At 57.6% G+C, this 21829-nt stretch carries 12 protein-coding genes and 4 pseudogenes; 5 read left to right on the top strand and 11 right to left on the bottom strand.

Annotated features, from left to right (window positions below; all coding sequences use genetic code 11):
* The first annotated feature begins 7 nt into the window (after positions 1 to 7).
* From carB to folA, 3 genes are all read left to right on the top strand, one after another.
* Positions 8 to 3232 (top strand): carbamoyl-phosphate synthase large subunit, encoded by a 3225-nt coding sequence (gene carB, locus HA48_RS10515; protein ID WP_128601272.1) that lies wholly within the window; start codon positions 8 to 10, stop codon positions 3230 to 3232.
* Between the two features lie 239 nt (positions 3233 to 3471).
* Complete coding sequence (locus HA48_RS10510; RefSeq protein ID WP_128601271.1) at positions 3472 to 4614, top strand: porin; 1143 nt, start codon at positions 3472 to 3474, stop codon at positions 4612 to 4614.
* A gap of 285 nt (positions 4615 to 4899) precedes the next feature.
* Positions 4900 to 5382: a type 3 dihydrofolate reductase gene (gene folA, locus HA48_RS10505; protein WP_128601270.1), complete on the top strand. Its 483-nt coding sequence runs from the start codon at positions 4900 to 4902 to the stop codon at positions 5380 to 5382.
* A gap of 188 nt (positions 5383 to 5570) precedes the next feature.
* On the opposite strand, the gene apaH is transcribed toward folA, so the two are convergent.
* The 6 genes and pseudogenes from apaH to lptD form a co-directional block, all read right to left on the bottom strand.
* Positions 5571 to 6446, bottom strand: a complete 876-nt coding sequence (apaH, locus tag HA48_RS10500) for a bis(5'-nucleosyl)-tetraphosphatase (symmetrical) ApaH (RefSeq protein ID WP_128601269.1) — start codon at positions 6444 to 6446, stop codon at positions 5571 to 5573.
* Positions 6447 to 6495: 49 nt separating this feature from the next.
* Entirely contained in the window at positions 6496 to 6873 is a 378-nt protein-coding gene (gene apaG, locus HA48_RS10495) for a Co2+/Mg2+ efflux protein ApaG (protein ID WP_128601268.1), read from the bottom strand.
* A 4-nt stretch (positions 6874 to 6877) separates the two neighbouring features.
* Complete coding sequence (rsmA, locus tag HA48_RS10490) at positions 6878 to 7702, bottom strand: 16S rRNA (adenine(1518)-N(6)/adenine(1519)-N(6))-dimethyltransferase RsmA (RefSeq protein WP_128601267.1); 825 nt, start codon at positions 7700 to 7702, stop codon at positions 6878 to 6880.
* Entirely contained in the window at positions 7695 to 8687 is a 993-nt protein-coding gene (pdxA, locus tag HA48_RS10485; protein WP_128601266.1) for a 4-hydroxythreonine-4-phosphate dehydrogenase PdxA, read from the bottom strand. Before pdxA ends, rsmA begins: the two co-directional genes overlap by 8 nt.
* Positions 8677 to 9970, bottom strand: a pseudogene (gene surA, locus HA48_RS10480) (peptidylprolyl isomerase SurA). Before surA ends, pdxA begins: the two are co-directional and overlap by 11 nt.
* Before the next feature lie 54 nt (positions 9971 to 10024).
* Positions 10025 to 12432 (bottom strand): annotated as a pseudogene (gene lptD / locus HA48_RS10475) (LPS assembly protein LptD).
* Positions 12433 to 12578: 146 nt separating this feature from the next.
* Between lptD and djlA the strand changes: the two are divergent.
* On the top strand, positions 12579 to 13388 hold the full coding sequence (gene djlA / locus HA48_RS10470) for a co-chaperone DjlA (RefSeq protein ID WP_128601265.1): 810 nt from the start codon (positions 12579 to 12581) through the stop codon (positions 13386 to 13388).
* Between the two features lie 57 nt (positions 13389 to 13445).
* Here djlA and rluA read toward each other — a convergent pair whose 3' ends face one another.
* The 3 genes and pseudogenes from rluA to polB all read right to left on the bottom strand — a co-directional run bounded on the left by rluA (position 13446) and on the right by polB (position 19538).
* Entirely contained in the window at positions 13446 to 14105 is a 660-nt protein-coding gene (gene rluA / locus HA48_RS10465) for a bifunctional tRNA pseudouridine(32) synthase/23S rRNA pseudouridine(746) synthase RluA (protein WP_128601264.1), read from the bottom strand.
* 17 nt (positions 14106 to 14122) lie between these two features.
* Positions 14123 to 17027: pseudogene (gene rapA / locus HA48_RS10460) on the bottom strand (RNA polymerase-associated protein RapA).
* Between the two features lie 151 nt (positions 17028 to 17178).
* Positions 17179 to 19538, bottom strand: a pseudogene (gene polB, locus HA48_RS10455) (DNA polymerase II).
* Between the two features lie 173 nt (positions 19539 to 19711).
* Here polB and HA48_RS10450 point away from each other — a divergent pair.
* On the top strand, positions 19712 to 20476 hold the full coding sequence (locus HA48_RS10450) for a DedA family protein (RefSeq protein WP_128601263.1): 765 nt from the start codon (positions 19712 to 19714) through the stop codon (positions 20474 to 20476).
* Here HA48_RS10450 and thiQ read toward each other — a convergent pair.
* The gene (gene thiQ, locus HA48_RS10445; RefSeq protein WP_128601262.1) at positions 20473 to 21174 is read right to left on the bottom strand and encodes a thiamine ABC transporter ATP-binding protein ThiQ; all 702 of its coding nucleotides are present in this window, start codon (positions 21172 to 21174) and stop codon (positions 20473 to 20475) included. The two genes, HA48_RS10450 and thiQ, sit on opposite strands and share 4 nt — an antisense overlap.
* A partial coding sequence (locus HA48_RS10440) for an ABC transporter permease subunit (RefSeq protein WP_128601261.1) occupies positions 21158 to 21829 on the bottom strand: 672 nt, incomplete at its 5' end. The genes thiQ and HA48_RS10440, both read right to left, overlap by 17 nt.

Below are 21829 nucleotides of genomic sequence, written 5' to 3'. Positions count from 1 at the left end.
GCCCACGATGCCAAAACGTACTGACATAAAATCCATCCTGATCCTTGGCGCTGGCCCGATTGTGATTGGCCAGGCATGTGAATTTGACTACTCCGGTGCGCAGGCGTGTAAAGCGCTGCGTGAAGAGGGTTACCGCGTTATCCTGGTGAACTCTAACCCGGCGACTATCATGACCGACCCGGAGATGGCTGATGCAACCTATATCGAGCCCATCCACTGGGAAGTGGTGCGTAAGATCATTGAGAAAGAGCGTCCGGATGCCGTACTGCCTACCATGGGCGGCCAGACGGCGCTGAACTGCGCGCTGGAGCTGGAGCGTCAGGGGGTGCTGGAGGAGTTCGGCGTCACCATGATTGGTGCGACCGCTGACGCCATTGATAAAGCTGAAGATCGCCGCCGTTTTGACGTGGCGATGAAGAGCATTGGCCTGGATACGGCCCGCTCCGGCATTGCGCACACCATGGAAGAGGCGCTGGCAGTGGCCGAAGATGTCGGCTTCCCGTGCATTATCCGTCCCTCCTTTACCATGGGCGGCACCGGTGGCGGTATCGCCTACAACCGCGAAGAGTTTGAAGAGATTTGCGAGCGCGGTCTGGATCTCTCGCCGACTAACGAGCTGCTGATTGATGAGTCGCTGATTGGCTGGAAAGAGTACGAGATGGAGGTGGTGCGTGATAAAAACGACAACTGCATCATCGTCTGCTCTATTGAGAACTTTGACGCCATGGGCATTCACACCGGCGACTCCATTACCGTGGCCCCGGCGCAAACCCTGACCGACAAAGAGTACCAGATCATGCGTAACGCCTCGCTGGCGGTACTGCGTGAAATCGGTGTAGAGACCGGCGGTTCTAACGTGCAGTTCTCGGTGAACCCGAAAGATGGCCGTCTGATTGTTATTGAGATGAACCCGCGTGTATCACGCTCCTCGGCGCTGGCGTCAAAAGCCACCGGTTTCCCGATTGCCAAAGTGGCCGCGAAACTGGCGGTAGGTTTCACGCTTGATGAGCTGATGAATGACATCACCGGTGGCCGCACGCCGGCCTCGTTTGAACCCTCTATCGACTATGTTGTCACCAAGATCCCACGCTTTAACTTTGAGAAGTTTGCCGGCGCGAACGATCGCCTGACCACGCAGATGAAGTCGGTTGGTGAAGTGATGGCGATTGGCCGTACCTTCCAGGAGTCGATGCAGAAAGCGCTGCGCGGTCTGGAAGTGGGCGCTAACGGTTTCGACCCGAAAGTGGATCTGGATGATGCCGACGCGCTGACCCGCATCCGTCGCGAGCTGAAAGATGCTGGTTCTGACCGTATCTGGTACATCGCCGATGCGTTCCGCGCCGGTATGTCGGTGGATGGCGTGTTCAACCTGACCAACATTGACCGCTGGTTCCTGGTGCAGATTGAAGAGCTGGTCCGTCTGGAAGAGCAGGTCGCACGTGAAGGCGTTAATTCACTGGATGCCGGCTTCCTGCGCGCCCTGAAGCGTAAAGGCTTTGCCGATGCGCGTCTGGCGACGCTGGCGGGCGTGGCGGAAGGTGAAATCCGTAAGCTGCGCCAGCAGTACAACCTGCACCCGGTCTATAAGCGCGTCGATACCTGCGCCGCTGAATTCTCTACCGATACCGCCTATATGTACTCCACCTATGAAGAGGAGTGCGAAGCCAATCCGAACCAGGATCGTGACAAAATCATGGTGCTGGGCGGCGGTCCAAACCGTATCGGCCAGGGCATCGAGTTCGATTACTGCTGCGTGCACGCGGCGCTGGCGCTGCGTGAAGACGGTTACGAAACCATTATGGTGAACTGTAACCCGGAGACCGTCTCAACCGACTACGACACCTCAGATCGCCTCTATTTCGAGCCGGTCACGCTGGAAGATGTACTGGAGATCGTGCGGATCGAGCAGCCAAAAGGTGTGATCGTCCAGTACGGTGGCCAGACGCCGCTGAAGCTGGCGCGCGCGCTGGAAGCCGCTGGCGTACCGGTTATCGGTACCAGCCCGGACGCCATTGACCGTGCAGAAGACCGTGAGCGTTTCCAGCAGGCAGTAGACCGCCTCAATCTGAAACAACCGGCCAACGCCACCGTTGCCACGCTGGAGCAGGCGGTAGAGAAAGCGGCTGGCATCGGCTATCCGCTGGTGGTGCGTCCTTCCTACGTGCTGGGCGGCCGCGCCATGGAGATCGTCTATGACGAAGTTGACCTCAAGCGTTACTTCCAGACGGCGGTCTCGGTCTCTAACGATGCGCCGGTGTTGCTGGATCGCTTCCTGGATGACGCGGTGGAAGTAGACGTTGATGCTATTTGCGACGGCGAGCGTGTGCTGATTGGCGGCATCATGGAGCATATTGAGCAGGCGGGCGTGCACTCGGGCGACTCGGCCTGTTCGCTGCCGGCCTATACGCTGAGCACCGAAATCCAGAACGTGATGCGTCAGCAGGTAGAGAAGCTGGCCTTTGAGCTGAACGTGCGTGGTCTGATGAACGTCCAGTTTGCGGTGAAGGATAACGAAGTCTACCTGATTGAAGTTAACCCGCGTGCCGCGCGTACCGTGCCGTTTGTCTCCAAAGCTACCGGCGTACCGCTGGCGAAAGTGGCAGCGCGCGTTATGGCAGGCAAAACGCTGGCTGAGCAGGGCGTAACCGAAGAGGTGATTCCACCGTACTACTCGGTGAAAGAGGTAGTACTGCCGTTCAACAAGTTCCAGGGTGTTGACCCGATCCTTGGCCCGGAGATGCGTTCAACCGGCGAAGTGATGGGCGTTGGCCGTACCTTTGCCGAAGCGTTTGCGAAAGCGATGCTGGGTGCGCAGAGCAACATGAAGAAGAGCGGTCGTGCGCTACTGTCAGTACGTGAAGGCGATAAGAAACGTATTGTTGACCTGGCGGCGAAGCTGCAGAAGTTCGGTTTCGAGCTGGATGCGACGCACGGTACTGCCGTGGTGCTGGGTGAGGCGGGTATTAATCCACGTCTGGTCAATAAGGTGCATGAAGGTCGTCCACACATTCAGGATCGTCTGAAGAATGGTGAATACGCTTATATCGTTAACACCACAGCAGGGCGCCAGGCGATTGAGGATTCGAAGTTAATCCGCCGCAGTGCGCTGCAATACAAAGTGCATTACGACACCACGCTGAACGGCGGCTTTGCCACGGCAATGGCGCTGAACGCCGATCCGACTGAAAAAGTGATCTCCGTGCAGGAGATGCACGCGCTAATCAAAGGGTAATCAATCGATTAGCAGTATAAAAACGGCTCCTTTGGGGCCGTTTTTTTTATTTGTTTAGCTGTGGTTGCATAAGCTTATGTGTGTAAATTCTATTGGTTTGACATAAGTTTTATCACTTAATGCGAAAATGGTTACATTTAGGATTATTCGCACAAAATTATAAATACGATCCCGTAAAGCGCACCGTACTATCTTGCCCGCTCACCAATAGAGCGCTCACCTTTACCGGGATATAAAAAATGAAAATGCGTGCTTTCACTCTCAGCGCAGTTGCGGCGTTTCTCGCCGTTGCGCCACTTGCCAGCCAGGCAGAAGTCACTCTGCTGAAGCAGGATCCACAGGCGGGCGACCCGCTTAGCCGTCTTGATTTCAAAGTGGGCGGCAGCATTCGTCCACAGTTCATGCATCAGAACGGTGTTAACGATAAATCATATAAGCGTAATGGCTACGATGGCGGCTCCCGTTTCCGTTTCACCGCAAACTACTACCTGTTTGATGATGTCAGCTGGGTAGGCTACTACGAGCTGGGCGTTAACTTCCCGGCATGGTGGGGCTGGGATCACCATCATGCGGACGGCGCAAATAATACCTCCCGCCGTCAGCTCTATACCGGCTTCAAGAGCGCATCGCTGGGCGAACTCTACTTTGGCCAACAGAACAGCGTTTACTATGATGTTGTCGGCGCGAAAACCGATATCTGGGATTACGATATGCTGGCCCAGGCGCCGGGCAACGGTATCAATGGCGACTACGACGGATCTTACCGTTCACGTAAAATGCTGAAGTATAAAAACACCTTCGGCGATGTCGATGTTTACGCATCGTACCTGTTTGCCGATAACGAATACCTGCCGGGCAACGGCATGCGTTATAAGCGTCAGGGCGGCGGCTCGCTGGGTGTGAACTATCACATCAGCAAAGACCTGGCGTGGGGCACGGCATGGAACTACACCCGTGCAGACATCCGTAACCCGGGCAACGGCGACAGCAAGCGTTATGACCAGAACATCTACGGTACCGCGCTGAGCTGGACGCCAGATAACTGGACGCTCTCCGCTGGCGCGGGCTGGTACCAGAACTACGCACCAACCAAACTGAACACCGTGAACAGCTACTTTGCGGATGATGCCTGGGGCGTGGAGTACTTCGCCGGTTACAAATTCCCGATCGGCCAGTATGCGGTTAAATCTATCCAGCCTTACTTCATGGGCGACCGTCTGGAGTTCGTTAACGGCCGCAACTACAAGCGTATCGATAACGGCGTCGGCGTGAGCGCGCAGCTCGACTACGGCTTCCGTGTTGATTACGAATACGTGATCACCTCCAGCACCGATAAATCACTGGGTAACGTTAACCTGGTACGCCTGCGCTACGACTTCTAATCCAGCGCTTAACGGCTCCTGCGGGAGCCGTTCTCTTTTTCGCACAGAGTGCGTTTTTCTTTACACTGTTCCTCGCCAGACCGGACTTTCACCCTGAGTTGTGCCGCCTCGCTGGTCGATTCTGGCGGCTCTTTCCACCTATTGTGAGAAAGTCGGAGTAAAACTCTGCCATTGCGCAAAATGCGGTGGCATAGGAGCTTTACGCAATTAGCGGGGTCGCCCTATCGACGAAAGTTTCGCCTTTACGTATCATTGCGCCAATTTTTTCCCTGTAGGTCTTTTAACATGATTAGTTTGATCGCGGCGCTTGCTGCGGATCGTATTATTGGTATGGAAAACGCCATGCCATGGAATCTGCCGGCCGATCTGGCATGGTTCAAACGCAATACGCTGAACAAGCCGGTGATTATGGGCCGTCTGACCTTTGAATCAATTGGCCGACCGTTACCGGGGCGTCTGAATATTGTAGTGAGCAGCAAGCCAGGTACGCACGAAGGTGTGACCTGGGTGACATCGCTGGATGAGGCGGTGAAAGCAGCCGGTGATGTTGAAGAGTTGATGGTGATTGGCGGCGGACGTATTTATGAGCAGATGCTGGCGCGCGCTGACCGTCTGTATCTGACGCACATTGATGCGGAAGTAGAAGGCGATACGCAGTTCCCGGATTACGAGCCGGATGAGTGGCAGTCAACCTTCAGCGAGTTTCACGATGCCGACGCGCAGAATTCGCACAGCTACTGTTTTGAGATTCTCGATCGCCGCCGCTGACAGCGGACATAGCGTAATAACGCAGAACGCCTCTTCCCGGTGCGCATCAATGCGCACCCTGAGACTAAGCCTGGACGATATTACAGGGTATCGAATGGTCTATGCCGGGACAGCATCTTGATGATGCCAAACCGGGCAGGGTCACCCTTCAGGGTGACCAGCCGCCGCTCAACCGCCCGACATCCGGGCTACTCCGGTATCACATCATTCACTGGCGGATGCAAAGCCGCAACACTTTCTGCCATCGCCTGCTCGCGATTAGAGGCCTGCACAAAGTACTGCTGTGTCTCCCAGTGCAGCAGGGTCAGCGTTCCGCCCCAGCAGCAGCCGGTATCCAGCCCGATAACATGCTCCGGTGTGCCTTTCCCTTCCAGCGATGCCCAGTGTCCGAAGATTTGTGTGTAGTCGCTGCTGATTTTTCCTGGCACATTAAACCACGGCTTCAGCGGCGGTGGCGCAGAGTCAGGCGCCTCCTTACAAATCATGTCGAGCTGGCCGTTCGGGAAGCAGAAACGCATCCGCGTGAGCGCGTTGGTGCTGAAACGCAGGCGCGCCAGCCCGCTAAGCTCTGGCGTCCAGTTGTTAGGCATATCGCCATACATAGCATCCAGGAATAGCGGGTAGCTGTCGCTGGAGAGCACCGCTTCCACTTCCCGCGCGCACATTTTTGCCGTTTCCAGATCCCATTGTGGCGTAATGCCTGCGTGGGCCATTAGCAGCTTCTTCTCCTCATCCACCTGCAACAGAGGCTGGCGACGCAGCCAGTTGATCAGCTCATCGGCATCATCGGCTTCCAGCAGCGGCGTCAGGCGATCTTTTGGCTTGTTGCGGCTGATGCCGGCATACACTGCCAGCAGATGCAGATCGTGGTTGCCCAATACCAGGCGCACGCTGTCGCCGAGCGATTTCACGTAGCGCAACACGTCAAGTGAAGCCGGTCCGCGAGCGACAAGGTCGCCGGTTAACCACAGTTCATCCTGCTGCGGATCGAAATCAACCTGTGCCAGTAGCGCTCGCAGCTCGTCATAACAGCCGTGGATATCACCAATCAGGTATGTGCTCATTGTTAGTCCGGTTAAAACGCGCCGCCCGGACAGGCCGGGCGGGGGAGAATTAATGAATGTAGGTTTGTATTGCGAGGCGGAATACCGGAATCTCGACGTGGAACTCTTCGCCCTCGGCGTCGATCATCACATAGTGGCCCTGCATGGTGCCCATGGGCGTCTCAAGAATCGCGCCGCTGGTGTACTGGAACTCGCTGCCTGGCGCAATATGTGGCTGCTCGCCCACCACGCCGTCACCGCGAACTTCTGTTTCGCGACCGTTGCCGTTGGTGATCAGCCAGTAGCGGCTAAGCAGCTGCACGCTATTGCGCCCCAGGTTACGAATAGTGATGGTGTAGGCAAACACGTAACGATCCTCTTCGGGAGAGGATTGCGACTCCACATACTGGCTCAGTACCTGGACACAAACGCGGGCCATTTCACTCATGCACTCAGTTCTCCGCAGATTCAGCCTGATGATTGCCCAGCCAGTTTGCCAGCTGGCAATACTGCGCCACCGTGACGTTCTCGGCACGCAGCGAGGCATCAATATTCAATTCGTCCAGCGCGCCTGCCGTGAACAGATGGACCAGACTGTTACGCAGCGTTTTACGACGCTGACCAAACGCTTCCGTGGTGATACGGCTAAGCAGACGCACGTCGCTAACCGGATAGGGCGGCTGGGTAAAGGGCACCAGACGCACCACCGCCGAATCCACTTTAGGCGGCGGGGTAAAGGATTGTGGTGGCACTTCCAGCACCGGGATCACCTGGCAGTAGTACTGCGCCATCACGCTAAGGCGACCATACGCTTTGCTGCCCGGGCCAGCCACCAGACGGTTGACCACCTCTTTCTGCAGCATGAAGTGCATGTCTTTAATCGAACCAGTATAGCTGAAAAGATGGAACATCAGCGGCGTGGAGATATTGTACGGCAGGTTACCGAACACCCGCAGCGGCTGACCTTTCTCCTGCGCCAGCGCAGAGAAATCGAAGGTCATCGCATCCTGCTGATAAATAGTCAGCTTCGGACCGAGAAACGGATGCGTCTGCAAACGCGCGGCAAGGTCGCGGTCCAGTTCAACAACGGTAAGCGCATCCAGGCGCTCACCTACCGGCTCGGTTAACGCACCCAGGCCGGGGCCGATCTCCACCAGCGCTTCCCCTTTTTGCGGGTGGATAGCGGAGACGATGCTGTCGATAATGTATTGATCGTTCAGGAAGTTCTGCCCGAAACGTTTACGGGCGTAATGCCCCTGATGGACGCGATTATTCATTACTGCTCTTGATCATAGTGATGGCGAGATTAAGCGCCGTGATAAAGCTGCCCGGCTCTGCTGTGCCCAGACCGGCCAGTTCCAGCGCGGTGCCGTGGTCAACAGAAGTCCGGATAAAGGGCAGGCCAAGGGTGATATTCACCGCGCGGCCAAACCCCTGAAATTTTAGTACCGGCAGGCCCTGGTCGTGATACATCGCCAGTACCGCATCGGCATGTTGCAGATATTTCGGCTGAAACAGCGTATCGGCCGGTAGCGGACCGGTCAGCTGCATGCCCTGCTGACGCAGTGCGTCAAGCGCGGGAATAATGGTGTCGATCTCTTCACGGCCCATATGACCGCTTTCACCCGCGTGCGGATTCAGGCCGCAGACGAAGATATGGGGATTAGCCAGACCAAACTTCTGCTGCAAATCCTGATGCAGGATGGTGATCACTTCATGCAGGCTTTCGCGGGTAATGGCGTCAGCTACCGCTTTCAGCGGCAGATGCGTCGTTGCCAGCGCCACGCGCAGCTCTTCGGTTGCCAGCATCATCACCACGCGATCGCCACCGGCGCGATCGGCGAAGAATTCGGTATGGCCGGTAAAGGCGATGCCGGCATCATTAATAACGCCTTTGTGCACCGGCCCGGTAATCAATGCGGCAAACTCGCCGTTAATACAGCCATCGCAGGCGCGTGCCAGTGTGGCCAGCACGTAGTGCCCGTTCGCGACGTTCAGCTCACCCGGCGTAACCGGCTGTGCGCAGTCGACCTGCAACAGCGTCAGCGTACCCGCCTGCTGCGGCTGAGCGGCAGTGCCAGGCTGATAGTCGCGCAGCGTCAGCGGTAAACCGAGCTGTGCGGCGCGCTGGCGCAGTACGTCGCCATCCGCGCACACAACCAGCTCAACCGGCCAGTTTTGCTGCGCCAGCTGTACGGTGAGATCGGGACCAATCCCGGCGGGTTCGCCGGGCGTGATGACAACGCGATAATTACTGAGCATTACCATCCAGAATCTTCACATAAGCACTGGCGCGCTGCTCCTGCATCCAGGTTTGCGCCTCTTCAGCGAACTTACGGTTGAACAGCAGGCGGTAAGCGCGCTCTTTCTGCGCCGCATCGGTTTTATCCACCTGACGGGTATCCATCAGCTGAATCAGATGCCAGCCGAAAGAGGAGTGGACCGGCGCGGAGACCTGGCCCTTCTGCAGCTTCAGCAGCGCATCACGGAACGCCGGGTCGTAGATATCCGGTGAGGCCCAGCCGAGATCGCCGCCCTGATTCGCTGAACCGGGATCGTCAGAGAACTGTTTGGCCGCTGCCGCGAAGCTGGTTTTACCGCTCTTAATGTCCGCGGCAATCTGTTCAATCTTCTGACGCGCCTGCTCGTCACTGAGGATGGGCGAAGGCTTCAGCAGAATGTGGCGTGCATGTACTTCAGTAACAGAGATATTCTTGCTCTCACCGCGCAGGTCGTTAACTTTCAGGATATGAAAGCCCACACCTGAGCGGATCGGACCCACAACATCGCCTTTCTTCGCACTGCTCAGCGCCTGCGAGAACAGGGTAGGCAGCTCTTCGATTTTGCCCAGCCCATGTTGCCGCCTTTCAGCGCCTGTGGATCGGCAGAGTAGGTTACGGCCAGTTTGCCAAAGTCGGCACCGCCTTTCAGCTCACCCACCAGCTGACGCGCCAGCGCCTCCTGATCATCCACCTGCTGCTGCGTAGGATTTTCCGGCAGCGGCAGCAGAATCTGGCTGATGTTCAGCTCGGTTCCCTGCGTATTCTGGGAGCCAATCTGCGTTGCCAGCGTATCCACCTCCTGCGGCAGAATCGTCACGCGACGGCGTACTTCATTATTGCGCACTTCCGAGATCAGCATCTCTTTGCGGATCTGCGCGCGATAATCGTTGTAGTTCATGCCGTCATAGGCCAGACGGCTGCGCAGCTGGTCAAGGCTCATGCGGTTTTGGGCCGCAATGTTCTGAATCGCCTGATCCAGCTGCTGATCGCTGATCTGTAAACCGGCTTTCTCACCCATTTGCAGAATGATGTTATCCATGACCTGGCGTTCAAGGATCTGATGACGCAATGTGTTGTCATCAGGTAATTGCTGACCGGCCTGCTGCGCCTGGGCTTTCACCGTGCGCATCATGTTGTCGACGTCACTCTCCAGCACCACGCCGTTGTTCACGACTGCAGCAACTTTATCAACACCTGTGGGGCTGCGAACGCAGTGTTAGCGGTAATCGCCACACCAAGAATCAGCATTCTCCAGTTCTTCATACTTTATCCATTGTTGTTTCCGCACTGCGGGATAGCCTGTCAAACATCACAACATCAGAAAGCGCGCTGGTAAGGGATGATGCCCTGACGCAGCATTTCATTGGTGCCTAAGCCATAGTTGGAGCTCAGACCACGCAGCTCAATGTTGAATGAGATTTGGTTGTCATACTTACTGTCGTTGTTTTCCCAACCGTTGATCTTGCGCTCGTAACCCAGACGAATGGCGTAGCAGCAGGAGCTGTACTGCAGGCCGACCATCTGCTCAGCCGGACGGCTGTTGCGCGTGTCGTAGTAGTAACCGCCCACCAGCGACCAGGCATCCGCAATCGGCCAGCTGGCCGTCGTGCCGACCTGTGAAATCCCGTTTTTATAGATCGGGTTGGTCACCAGGCTGGCGTTATTCAACGCCTGCGCCACATACTCCGGGCTGCTGTAGCGATAGCTGAGCTGGATCATACGATCGGCATCACGGCGTACTCAACAATCGCATTTCCCTGCGAAACGTTATCAAGGCGCGTGTCATATTGCAGGCCACCACGGACGCCCCAGCGATCGCTGACTTTCCAGTAAGTGTCGCCGGCCCACACCAGGCTGCCGGTATCATCTTCTTTATTCGTCTGGTTTACGCCGGTACGAGACGGGGTAAACGAGTAGATTTGACCCACAGAAACGTTAAAACGTTCAACGAGATCGTTATCATAAATGCGCGTGGTCACACCGGTAGAGACTTCGTTCGATGACGCAATGCGATCGAGGCCGCTGTAGGTGCGGTCGCGGAACAGGCCGGTATAGTCAGTCTGCAGCAGCGTAGAGTCGTACGGATAGATGTTGCTCTGGTCGCGATACGGGATGTAGAGATACTGAACGCGCGGCTCCAGCGTCTGGGTATAGCCTTCAGCCCAATCCATGTTGCGATCGAAGACCAGGCGGCCATCCACTTTGAACTGCGGCAGCGTACGGTTAACGGAATCTTTCAGCATGCCGCTTGGGCTGTTGGCATTCAACGAGTTGTTGTAATCGTCGATGCCATCCTGCTGGTAGTGCGTGGCCAGCAGTTTGGCTTCCGTATCCAGACTCGCCCAGCCGTTAGAGAGCGGCAGGTTCAGCGTCGGTTCGATATGCAGACGGGTAGCTTCCGGCATACGTTCGCTAACGTTGGTAAACTTCACCGCCTGCGCATAGATGCGTCCGTCAAAGGGCCCGATATCGTTCTGATAGAAGTTCAGATCGAGCTGCGGCATCGCGCGATAAATATTGCGGTTGCTGGTGGTACCAAAGACCTGGAAATCCTTGCTCGACAGCGTCGCATCCCAGTTGGTATCTGCGTAGCCGATGCTGAATTTCTGCGTGGCGTAGCCGTCGGTCGAGCTGTAGTAGGTCGAATCCAGGTCGTTGAAATAGTAGGGATCGCTGACTTTGGTATAGTCGGCGTTAAAGCGCCAGTGCTGGTCGTAAACGCCTGAATGGCGCCAGAAGAACAGCCAGCGGTCAGAGCTGTCGTCCTGCGCAATGCCACGCACGGATTTGTCGTTATCGTACTGCTTATCCGATTGCAGGTAGTCGAACTCCATCAAACCGGCACCAAACTGGGTCAGATAGCGGAATTCGTTCTGCAGCTGCAGTCCACGCTTGCTCATGTAGTGCGGCGTGATAGTGGCATCGGCCTGCGGCGCAATGTTCCAGTAGTACGGCAGGATAAATTCGAAACCGTTATTGCTGCCATATTTTGCATTGGGGATCAGGAAGCCGGAGCGGCGACGATCGCCAATGGGCAGCTGCAGATAAGGGCTGTAGAACACCGGCACGTTGCCAAGCTTGAAGCGCGCGTTCCAGATCTCCGCCACCTCTTCCTGACGGTCCTGAATCACTTCAGAGCCCACTACGCTCCAGCTGTTGGAACCCGGCAGGCAGGAGGTAAAGCTGCCGTTTTCCAGAATGGTATAGCGGTTGTTACCGCGCAGTTTCATCTGATCGGCATCGCCGCGGCCCTGGCGGCCAACCATCTGATAGTTACCGTTCCACACGTTGGTGTCTTTGGTATTCAGGTTGGACCAGGCTTTCGGACCTTTCAGGATGACCTGATTGTCGTCGTAGTGCACATTACCCAGCGCATCCACGGTGCGTACCGGCGTGGTTTGCCCCTCCTGCTGACGCTGATGCAGCTGCATCTCATCGGCCGTCAGGCGGCTGTTGCCCTGTTGCACGTTGACATTGCCGGTGAACACCGCGTCGTCCGGATAGTTCCCTTTGGCTGAATCAGAGTTGATGGTGACCGGCAGCGAATTCGTGTCACCACTGACCAGCGGTCGGTTGTAGCTCGGCACGCCCAGCATACATTGCGACATCAGATCGTCGGCCAGTGCGTGCTGACTATAGAGCGCTGCACCAATCATGGTAGCCAGCAGGGTTGGTATACGTTTTTTCATACGCGGTTTCGATAATTCCATGGAAACTGGCATCATGCCGACAATCCGGACAGAGACTAACGTACCGCCCGGCGTTGCGCCAGTGTTAATCCTTTTCTGTCTGCGTTGCCGTTAGGCGCGGAGATAAATGACAGGTATGATAATGCAATTTTCGGCCGCAAGCATGGCGAATTGAGGAGTTTATGCGCTACTGGGGAAAAGTTATTGGTCTGGCTCTCGGCTTAATTTCCGGAGCAGGCTTTTGGGGCATCGTACTGGGTCTGATCATTGGTCACCTGTTTGATAAAGTGCGTAGCGTAAAGGGACAGGGTTACTTCGCCAATAACCAGGCGCGTCAGACGCTGTTTTTCAGGACCACGTTCCAGGTGATGGGCCATTTGACCAAATCCAAAGGGCGCGTCACGGAAGCGGATATTCAGATCGCCTCTTTATTTATGGATCGCATGCAGCTGCATGGCGAAGCGCGCACCATGGCACAGCGCGCCTTTCGCGAGGGCAAACAGAGCGACTATCCGCTGCGCAATAAATTGCGTGAGCTGCGCAGCGCCTGTTTCGGACGCTTCGATCTGATCCGGATGTTTCTGGAGATTCAGATCCAGGCGGCATTTGCCGATGGCTCTTTGCACCCGAATGAACGTCAGGTGCTGTATGTGATTGCCGAAGAGCTGGGCATTTCGCGTGCGCAGTTTGACCAGTTCCTGCGCATGATGGAGGGTGGCCAGCAGTTCGGCGGCGGCTCCGGGTATGGCGGCGCTTATCAGCAGGCGAAACGCGGCCCAACGCTGGACGATGCCTGCAGCGTGCTGGGAGTTAAAAGCAGCGATGACAGCACCACCATCAAGCGCGCCTACCGCAAGCTGATGAGCGAGCACCATCCGGATAAACTGGTGGCGAAAGGGTTGCCGCCAGAGATGATGGAGATGGCGAAGCAGAAAGCGCAGGAGATTCAGGCCGCTTATGACCTGATTCGCAAGGAGAAGGGATTTAAATAGACGTCATCAATGACGTCTGTTTTGTAAGGTCGTCATTGATGACGACCTTTTTTATGACTAAAAATCGGCGGGCTGCCGGAATGTCATGCTGTTGCCGAAAGCCGGATGGGTGATCGTCAGCGATTCGGCGTGCAGCTGCAGGCGGGGCGCCATCGCCAGTGCCTCCGGATGCGCGTAAAAGCGATCGCCCAAAATCGGATGGCCCAGCGCCAGCAGATGTACACGCAGCTGATGCGAGCGACCGGTAATCGGCTTCAGCTGAACGCGTGCGCTGTTACCCGCCTCATACGCCAGCACCTGATACTCTGTCTGCGCCGGTTTACCGTGTTCAACGCTGACCATCTGCTTTGGCCGATTGGGCCAGTCGCAAATCAGCGGCAGATCAATCACGCCTTTTTCTGCCGCCGGATGGCCCCAGATGCGCGCCACGTAGTATTTAGCGGGCTCGCGCTCGCGAAACTGCCGCTTCAGCTCACGCTCCGCCGCTTTGTTCAGCGCCACCACAATCACGCCGCTGGTCGCCATATCGAGCCGGTGAACCGACTCCGCCTGCGGGAAGTCACGCTGAATGCGCGTCATCACGCTATCTTTGTGCTCCTCCAGACGGCCCGGTACCGAGAGTAAACCGCTCGGCTTGTTTACCACCATAATATGCTCGTCCTGGTACAGCGTGTGCAGCCAGGGATCGCGCGGCGGATTGTAAGGTTCCATTAGCATGATTGAGGCGGCTCCGGTTATTGGTGCGTAACCACGATCAAACGCAGTGCATCAAGACGCCAGTTGCTTCGCCAAGCTCGCCAGCACCTGTTCACGATTGCTCTCCAGCGCTTCAACCTCATCATCACGGATGTTTGGGTTAACCGCTCTCAGCGCTTCCAGGCGGGACAGTTCGGCGCTCAGCTTCTCGTCGGCTTCCGCTTTCGCGGCCGCAATCAGCGCCTGCGCTTCCGGCACAATCACCTTTTCGGCCTGCGTCAGAATGGCGTGCACATCCTGCTGTACCGCGTTGACCAGCTTGCTGCCGGTATGGCGATTGACCGCATTCAGCTGCCGGTTAAAGCTCTCAAACTCCACTTTACCGGCAAGATTATTACCGGCGCGATCCATCAGCAAACGCACTGGCGTAGGCGGCAGGAAGCGGGTCAGCTGCAGGTTTTTCGGCGCCTGGGCTTCCACCACGTAGATCATCTCTACCAGCAGGGTGCCAACCGGCAGCGCCTTGTTCTTCAGCAGCGACAGCGCACAGCTGCCGGTATCGCCGGAGAGAATCAGATCCAGGCCGTTGCGAATCAGCGGATGTTCCCAGGTGATGAACTGGGTGTCTTCGCGTGACAGCGCCTGATTACGGTTAAAGGTCACGGTGCAACCCTCTTCCGGCAGGCCTGGGAAATCGGGTACCAGCATGTGATCTGACGGCGTCAGCACGATCAGATTATCGCTGCGGTCTTCCTGATTAATCCCGACGATATCAAACAGGTTCAGCGCGAAGTTCACCAGCTCGGTGTCGTTATCCTGCTCGCCAATCGCATCGGCCAGCGCCTGCGCTGCTTCGCCACCGTTGGAGTTCAGCTCCAGCAGGCGATCGCGCCCCTGCTCCAGCTGCGTTTTCAGTGCATCATGCTGCTTGCGGCTCTCAGCGATGAATGTGTCCAGCCCTTCCGGATTCTCCGGCGCCGCCAGGTACTCAATCAGCTGATTGTACTGCTGATCGTAAATGGTGCGGCCGGTCGGGCAGGTGTGCTCGAACGCGTCCAGCCCCTCGTGATACCAGCGCAGCAGCACGGCCTGCGCCGTTTTCTCCAGCCATGGCACAAGGATCTGGATATCATGCAGCTGACCAATACGATCGAGACGCCCGATACGCTGCTCCAGCAGATCCGGGTTAAACGGCAGATCGAACATCACCAGGCGGCTGGCAAACTGGAAGTTACGGCCTTCAGAGCCAATCTCTGAGCAGAGCAGCACCTGGGCGCCCTCATCCTGGGAGGCGAAGAATGCCGCCGCGCGGTCGCGCTCAATGATAGAGAGGCCTTCGTGGAACACGGCGGCACGAATGCCTTCGCGCTCCCGCAGCACCTGCTCCAGCTGGAGCGCAGTGGCGGCTTTGGCGCAGATCACCAGCACTTTCTCTTTACGGTTGCTGGTGAGGTAGCCCATCAGCCACTCTACGCGCGGGTCGAAGTTCCACCACGTACCGCTATCGCCTTCAAACTCCTGATAAATCTGCTCCGGATAGAGCATATCGCGCGCGCGCTCTTCCGCACTTTTGCGGGCACCCATAATACCGGAGACTTTGATTGCCGTTTGATACTGGGCCGGTAAGGGCAGGCGGATCTGATGCAGTTCGCGTTTCGGGAAGCCTTTTACGCCGTTACGCGTGTTGCGGAACAGGACGCGGCTGGTGCCATGACGATCCATCAGCATAGCGATCAGCTCTTTGCGCGCATCCTCTTTGCCTTCACGATCGCTGTTCGCTACCTGCAGTAGCGGTTCGATATCCTGCTCGCCAACCAGCTCATTGATCAGGTTCATCTCATCCTTGCTGATGGCCTGATCGGCCAGCAGTGAGCTGACGGCATCCGCGACCGGACGATAGTGCTGCTGCTCAGCGACAAACTGGCTGAAATCGTGGAAGCGATTGGGATCGAGCAGGCGCAGGCGGGCAAAATGGCTCTCCATGCCGAGCTGCTCTGGTGTGGCGGTCAGCAGCAGCACGCCTGGCGTTTTCTCTGCCAGCTGCTCAATGACCTGATACTCGCGGCTGGGCGCCGCTTCGCTCCATGCCAGATGGTGCGCTTCATCCACCACCAGCAGATCCCAGTCGGCGTCAGCCATCAGCTCAAGACGCTGCTTATTACGGCGCACGAAATCCAGCGAGCAGATAATCAACTGTTCGGTATCAAACGGGTTGTCGCTATCGTGCTGCGCTTCGGTGTAGCGGTCATCATCAAACAGCGCAAAGCGCAGGTTGAAGCGACGCAGCATCTCTACCAGCCACTGATGCTGCAGGGTTTCGGGCACGACGATCAGCACGCGATCGGCCCGACCGGCCAGCAGCTGCTGCTGAATGATCATACCGGCTTCGATGGTTTTCCCCAGGCCCACTTCATCCGCCAGCAGCACGCGGGGCGCATGACGACGGCCCACATCGTGCGCGATATGCAGCTGATGCGGAATCAGGTTAGTGCGCATACCGCGCAGGCCGCTGATCGGCAGGCGGTACTGCTCGCTCTGATATTTACGCGCGCGGAAGCGCAGGGCGAAGCGATCCATGCGGTCCAGCTGGCCGGCAAACAGGCGATCCTGCGGCTTGCTGAACACCAGCTTGCTGTCGAGCATCACTTCGCGCAGCACTACATTGTTCTCTTCAGTATCGAGACGCGTGCCGATATACGTCACTAAATCATTTTCGTTGCGGACTTCATCCACCTGCATCTGCCAGCCATCATGGCTGGTGACGGTATCACCCGGATTAAAAATCACACGGGTAACAGGGGAATCATTACGGGCATAAAGGCGGTTTTCGCCGGTTGCAGGAAACATAATCGTGACCATGCGCGTATCCAGCGCCACAACCGTACCCAGTCCCAGTTCACTTTCCGTATCACTAATCCAGCGCTGACCCAGTGTAAAAACCATATATTTTTAGCTCGATTCTCAAAATGACATAAAGATGTTCAACTGCTCTCAGGCAATACTGAACCGCCAAACAGGTGTCTGGTCAGGTTGTGAGTGCGGTGAGAATCAGGAAGGGCGCTATGGTACTGGATGGCAGGGCATTCGTCACCTGTCAAAAAAGCCCCAGCTGCCCGGTAATCAGTGTAGCAAAGTCATCACCGACGAAGGGTAAAATCCCGTCGGCAACCGGCTGTAACTGCTTGCTCACGTAGTGATCGTAGTCCAGCGGCGTGCTGCGCGCCTCCAGCGGTTCCGGCCCGGCGGTTGCATCACATAGCGGATGGAGCCGCCATTCTGGTACTGCAGCGGCCGCTGCAGCTTGCGATTGTGTTCGTCAGCCAGGCGCGCAGCGCGTACGTGTGGTGGCACATTACGTTCGTAATCTTTCAGCGGGCGGCGCAGACGTTTTTTATACACCAGCTGATCGTCCAGCTCACCCGCCAGCAGTTGCGCCACGGTCGTCCGGATGTAATCCTGCCAGGGCTCGCCGCGGAAAATGCGGCCATACAGCGTCTGCTGAAACTGCTGCGCCAGCGGCGTCCAGTCGGTGCGTACCGACTCCAGCCCCTTAAACACCAGCCGCTCGCCATCCTCGTGGCGAATCAGCCCGGCGTAGCGCTTCTTGCTGCCCTGTTCGGCACCGCGAATGGTAGGCATCAGGAAGCGGCTGAAGTGGGTTTCATACTCCAGCTCCAGCGCGCTATCCAGGCCATATGTCTGCTGCAGATGCTGTCGCCACCAGGTGTTAACATGCTCTGTCAGGCGATGCCCGATGGCCGCCGCCCCGGCTTCGCTGTGCACGCCTTTCAGCCAGACAAAAGTGGAGTCGGTATCACCATAGATAACATCGAAACCCTGCGCCTCAATCAGCTCACGCGTCTGCTGCATAATCGCGTGACCGCGCAGCGTGATAGAGGAGGCAAGGCGCGGATCAAAGAAGCGGCAGGCGCTGGTGCCCAGTACGCCATACAGGGCGTTCATGATTATCTTCAGCGCCTGCGACAGCGGCTGATTGCCGTCCCGTTTGGCCGCTTCGCGCCCCTGCCAAATCTGCCCGACAATCGCCGGCAGGCAGTGCGTATGGCGTGAAAAACGGGCATCGCGGAAGCCAGGCACCGAATCGGCATCCTCCGGATGCGCCAGCCCCTCGACCAGCCCGACCGGGTCGATGAGGAATGTACGGATGATCGACGGATAGAGGCTTTTATAGTCCAGCACCAGCACAGAATCATACAGCCCCGGGCGTGAATCCATCACGTAGCCGCCGGGGCTGGCATCTGGCGCGACTTCGCCCATATTGGGGGCAACAAAGCCTGCCCGGTGCATACGCGGAATGTAAAGGTGGCTGAAGGCCGCTACCGAGCCGCCGTGGCGATCCACCGCCAGGCCGTTGACGGTGGCGCGCTCCAGCAGAAAGGGCATGATGGCGGTGTGCTGAAAAATGCGCGTTACCAGCTCGCAATCCTTCAGGTTGTACTTCGCCAGCGCCGGTTTGTCATTGGCGAATCGCCAGTTGATCTCCTCCATGCGCTGCCACGGATTATTGATGGCTTTGCCTTCTCCCAGCAGCTGGCGCGATACCGCTTCCAGGCTAAAAGAGGGGAAGTCCCAGAAGGCCGATTTCAGCGCTTCAATGCCATCGATCACCAGACGTCCGCTGGCCTGAGCAAAAAAGACGCCGGGCTTAAAGCCGTGCTCACGCCACTCCAGCGGCTGGTTATGGCGCCCCAGCCGCAACGGAATGTTGTAGCGGTCAGCGTGTTTCTGTAATACGCGCAGATCAAACTGCACCACGTTCCAGCCGATGATGACGTCAGGATCGTGGCGCACAAACCAGGCATTGAGCTGCTCCAGCAGCTGCGGACGGCTATCGACGTAGATAAGTTCGAAATCGAGCGCGCCGGCATCGCCGTTAGGCGGTCCGAGCATGTAGACCTGCCGCTGGCCACAACCCTCCAGCCCGATGCAGTACAGCTCACCGTGCTGCGTGGTTTCAATATCCAGCGAAACCCATTTCAGCTGCGGGCGATAGTCGGGATGGGGCTTCAGGCGCGCATTAACCAGGCTGTCGCCGCGCGCTTCGCCGCTGAACCACACCGGCGCAGTAATAAAGCGCTCCATCAGGTAGCGCTCCGGTGGCCGGATATCGGCCTCGTATACTGCAATACCGTTTTCGCGCAGGCGTTTTTCCAGATTTTGTAACTGGCGGTGGCTACGGCAGTAGAGACCAAATACCGGACGGCGGCGGAAATCTTTCAGCTCGAGCGTTTGCAGGCGCGTGTGGGACTCACCGGCGATCAGCGCTTCGGTTTGGCGGCGAAACACCTGCGGAATAAAGGCGACCGACTCCTGCGCGGGCAGTACCAGCCGCTGCGGGCCGCTATCCGTTGCCAGCCACAGCACCACTTCGCTGCCGCCAGGGGTGTCCCGCCAGTGGCGGGTTAAGAGAAAGCCTGCGCGTGGATCGGTCACGTTAACTCCGGAAAGTGAATGACAGACAGTATAACATGGATGTTTATCCAGTATCGCCAAATCCTCTTGTGAACGCACGCGACGTGCCGCAAGGGAAAACCCTACAAATCTTGCCTTGACGCTTCCGCTCCGGCTCCGGACAATCCAGCCTCTATATTCCGCAGAGGATAGTTATGGAAGCCTGGATTCAACACCTGTTTACGCAATCGCTGGAGTACGCCCTCATCGCCGTTGCGCTGGTGACCTTTTTAGAGTCGCTGGCGTTTGTCGGCTTACTGTTGCCAGGCACGGTATTGATGGCCAGTCTCGGCGCGCTGGTAGGGAGCGGCCAGATAGGGCTCTATCCTGCCTGGGCGGCCGGGCTGGCTGGCTGCCTGATTGGTGACTGGGTCTCCTACGGTATCGGCTGGAAATTCCAGGGGCCGCTGCACCGCTGGAAGTACCTGAAGAAGTATCAGGGCCTGCTGGATAAAACCGAGCACGCGCTGCATCAGCACAGCATGTTCACCATTCTGGTCGGGCGTTTTGTCGGCCCGACGCGCCCGCTGATCCCGCTGGCCGCCGGCATGCTCGAACTGCCGGTGCGCAAGTTCCTGCCGCCCAACATTATCGGCTGCATTCTCTGGCCGCCGGCCTATCTGATGCCGGGCATTTTGGCGGGCGTGGCGATTGACGTGCCGCAGGCGGCGCAGGGCGACAGCTTCAAATGGCTGCTGTTACTGGTGACAATACTGCTGTGGCTGGGTGGATGGCTGCTGTGGCGCTGGTGGCGCAGCGGGAAAACCGTGGACTGGGCATCGAAGTATCTGCCGAGGGACCGCCTGCGCTGGCTGGCTCCGCTGATGGCCGGCGTGGCGGTGGCGGCGTTTATTGCGCTGCTGTTCCACCCGATGATGCCGATTTTCCTGCAGCTACTGTGGAAAGTGTTCTTCGCTTAACGCGAATGTACGCCAAGGATGGCGGCGGCTTCACTTTTCCCTGCCAGCAGGCTGGCGGTCTGCCCATCCCAGTAAACCCGTCCATCAACAATCACCAGGCTGCGCGCGGCGATCTGCTGCGCATCCTCCAGACTGTGCGACACCATCAGCAGCGTAATATTGCGCGCTTCACACACCGAACGCACCAGCTGCAGCATCTCTCCGCGCAGTGCCGGATCGAGCGCCGAGAAGGGCTCATCCAGCAGTAGCACCGGCTGATTACGCAGCAGGCAGCGCGCCAGCGCCACGCGCTGTCGCTGACCGCCGGAGAGCTGACCCGGCAGGCGCGTAAGCATCTCCTGCAGGCCGGTCTGTTCGGCGATGTGCGTCACCTGCTGCTGCTGGTCACGCGTGAGCTTCAGGCCGGGGTGCAACCCCAGCCCGAGATTCTGCTGCACCGTGAGGTGCGGGAACAGATTGTTCTCCTGGAACAGCATCGACACCGGTCGGGCTGAGGGCACGCTGTGCGTGTGATCGACACCCGCAATCACTACGCTGCCCTGGCTGACCGGCAAAAAGCCGCCGAGCAGGCTCAGCAGGGTGCTTTTCCCCGCCCCGCTTGGGCCCAGAATCGCCAGCCGTTCACCGGCCTGCGCACGAAAGCTAAAGCGCATCGGCAGATGCTGGTACAGGTAAGTCAGATTATTCAGTATCAGCATGGCGACCCGGCAGTTTTTCCATCAGCGTGAAGAGTAATAAACAGAGCAGCAGAAGTAGCAGGGCAGTTACGGCGCCGTCGGCACCGCGATAAGCACCAATCTGCTGGTACAGATAAAAGGGCAGCGTGCGGAAATCGGCGCTGCCAAACAGCGCAACCACGCCAAAATCGCCAATCGACAAGACGCAGGCAAAGGCCAGCGCCTGTGCCAGCGGGCGCTTAAGCGCGCGCAGCTCAATTAACCGCAGGCGATTAAAACCGGATATGCCCAGCGCGGCACACAGCTGGCCATAGCGGGCGCTGATATCGCGCATCGGGTTCTCCAGCACTTTCATGGCGTAGGGAATGGCGATCAGCGCATTGGTAAATATTACCAGGCCATCGGCGCGCTGCGGCAGGCCTGTCGTGGCATTGAACAGCAGGAAAAAGCCACTGGCCAGTACGATCCCCGGCATTGCCAGAATCAGCATGCCGCTCATCTCCATCGCCTGCGCCGGGACCAGCCGCTGGCGCTGGCGCAGTTCGCGGCTGCTCCACAGCAGCATCATGGTGAGTACCACGCACAAGACGCCCGCACCCACGGCGATACGCAGTGACGTAAACGTTGCCTGCCACAGCGCTCCCTGCTGCAGCGCGCCCGCCACGCCACCGCGCAG

This window comes from Pantoea wallisii, assembly GCF_002095485.1.
Taxonomy (GTDB): Bacteria; Pseudomonadota; Gammaproteobacteria; order Enterobacterales; family Enterobacteriaceae; genus Pantoea; species Pantoea wallisii.
This window is presented reverse-complemented; position numbering and strand designations above follow the sequence as displayed.

What these genes read in the sequence shown, in the direction of transcription:
- rluA (WP_128601264.1), bottom strand. Translation starts at nt 14,105, where the DNA reads ATGCTAATGGAACCTTACAATCCGCCGCGCGATCCCTGGCTGCACACG.
- HA48_RS10450 (WP_128601263.1), top strand. Translation starts at nt 19,712, where the DNA reads ATGGAAGCCTGGATTCAACACCTGTTTACGCAATCGCTGGAGTACGCC.
- apaH (WP_128601269.1), bottom strand. Translation starts at nt 6,446, where the DNA reads ATGAGCACATACCTGATTGGTGATATCCACGGCTGTTATGACGAGCTG.
- rsmA (WP_128601267.1), bottom strand. Translation starts at nt 7,702, where the DNA reads ATGAATAATCGCGTCCATCAGGGGCATTACGCCCGTAAACGTTTCGGG.
- apaG (WP_128601268.1), bottom strand. Translation starts at nt 6,873, where the DNA reads ATGAGTGAAATGGCCCGCGTTTGTGTCCAGGTACTGAGCCAGTATGTG.
- carB (WP_128601272.1), top strand. Translation starts at nt 8, where the DNA reads ATGCCAAAACGTACTGACATAAAATCCATCCTGATCCTTGGCGCTGGC.
- djlA (WP_128601265.1), top strand. Translation starts at nt 12,579, where the DNA reads ATGCGCTACTGGGGAAAAGTTATTGGTCTGGCTCTCGGCTTAATTTCC.
- folA (WP_128601270.1), top strand. Translation starts at nt 4,900, where the DNA reads ATGATTAGTTTGATCGCGGCGCTTGCTGCGGATCGTATTATTGGTATG.
- HA48_RS10510 (WP_128601271.1), top strand. Translation starts at nt 3,472, where the DNA reads ATGAAAATGCGTGCTTTCACTCTCAGCGCAGTTGCGGCGTTTCTCGCC.
- pdxA (WP_128601266.1), bottom strand. Translation starts at nt 8,687, where the DNA reads ATGCTCAGTAATTATCGCGTTGTCATCACGCCCGGCGAACCCGCCGGG.
- thiQ (WP_128601262.1), bottom strand. Translation starts at nt 21,174, where the DNA reads ATGCTGATACTGAATAATCTGACTTACCTGTACCAGCATCTGCCGATG.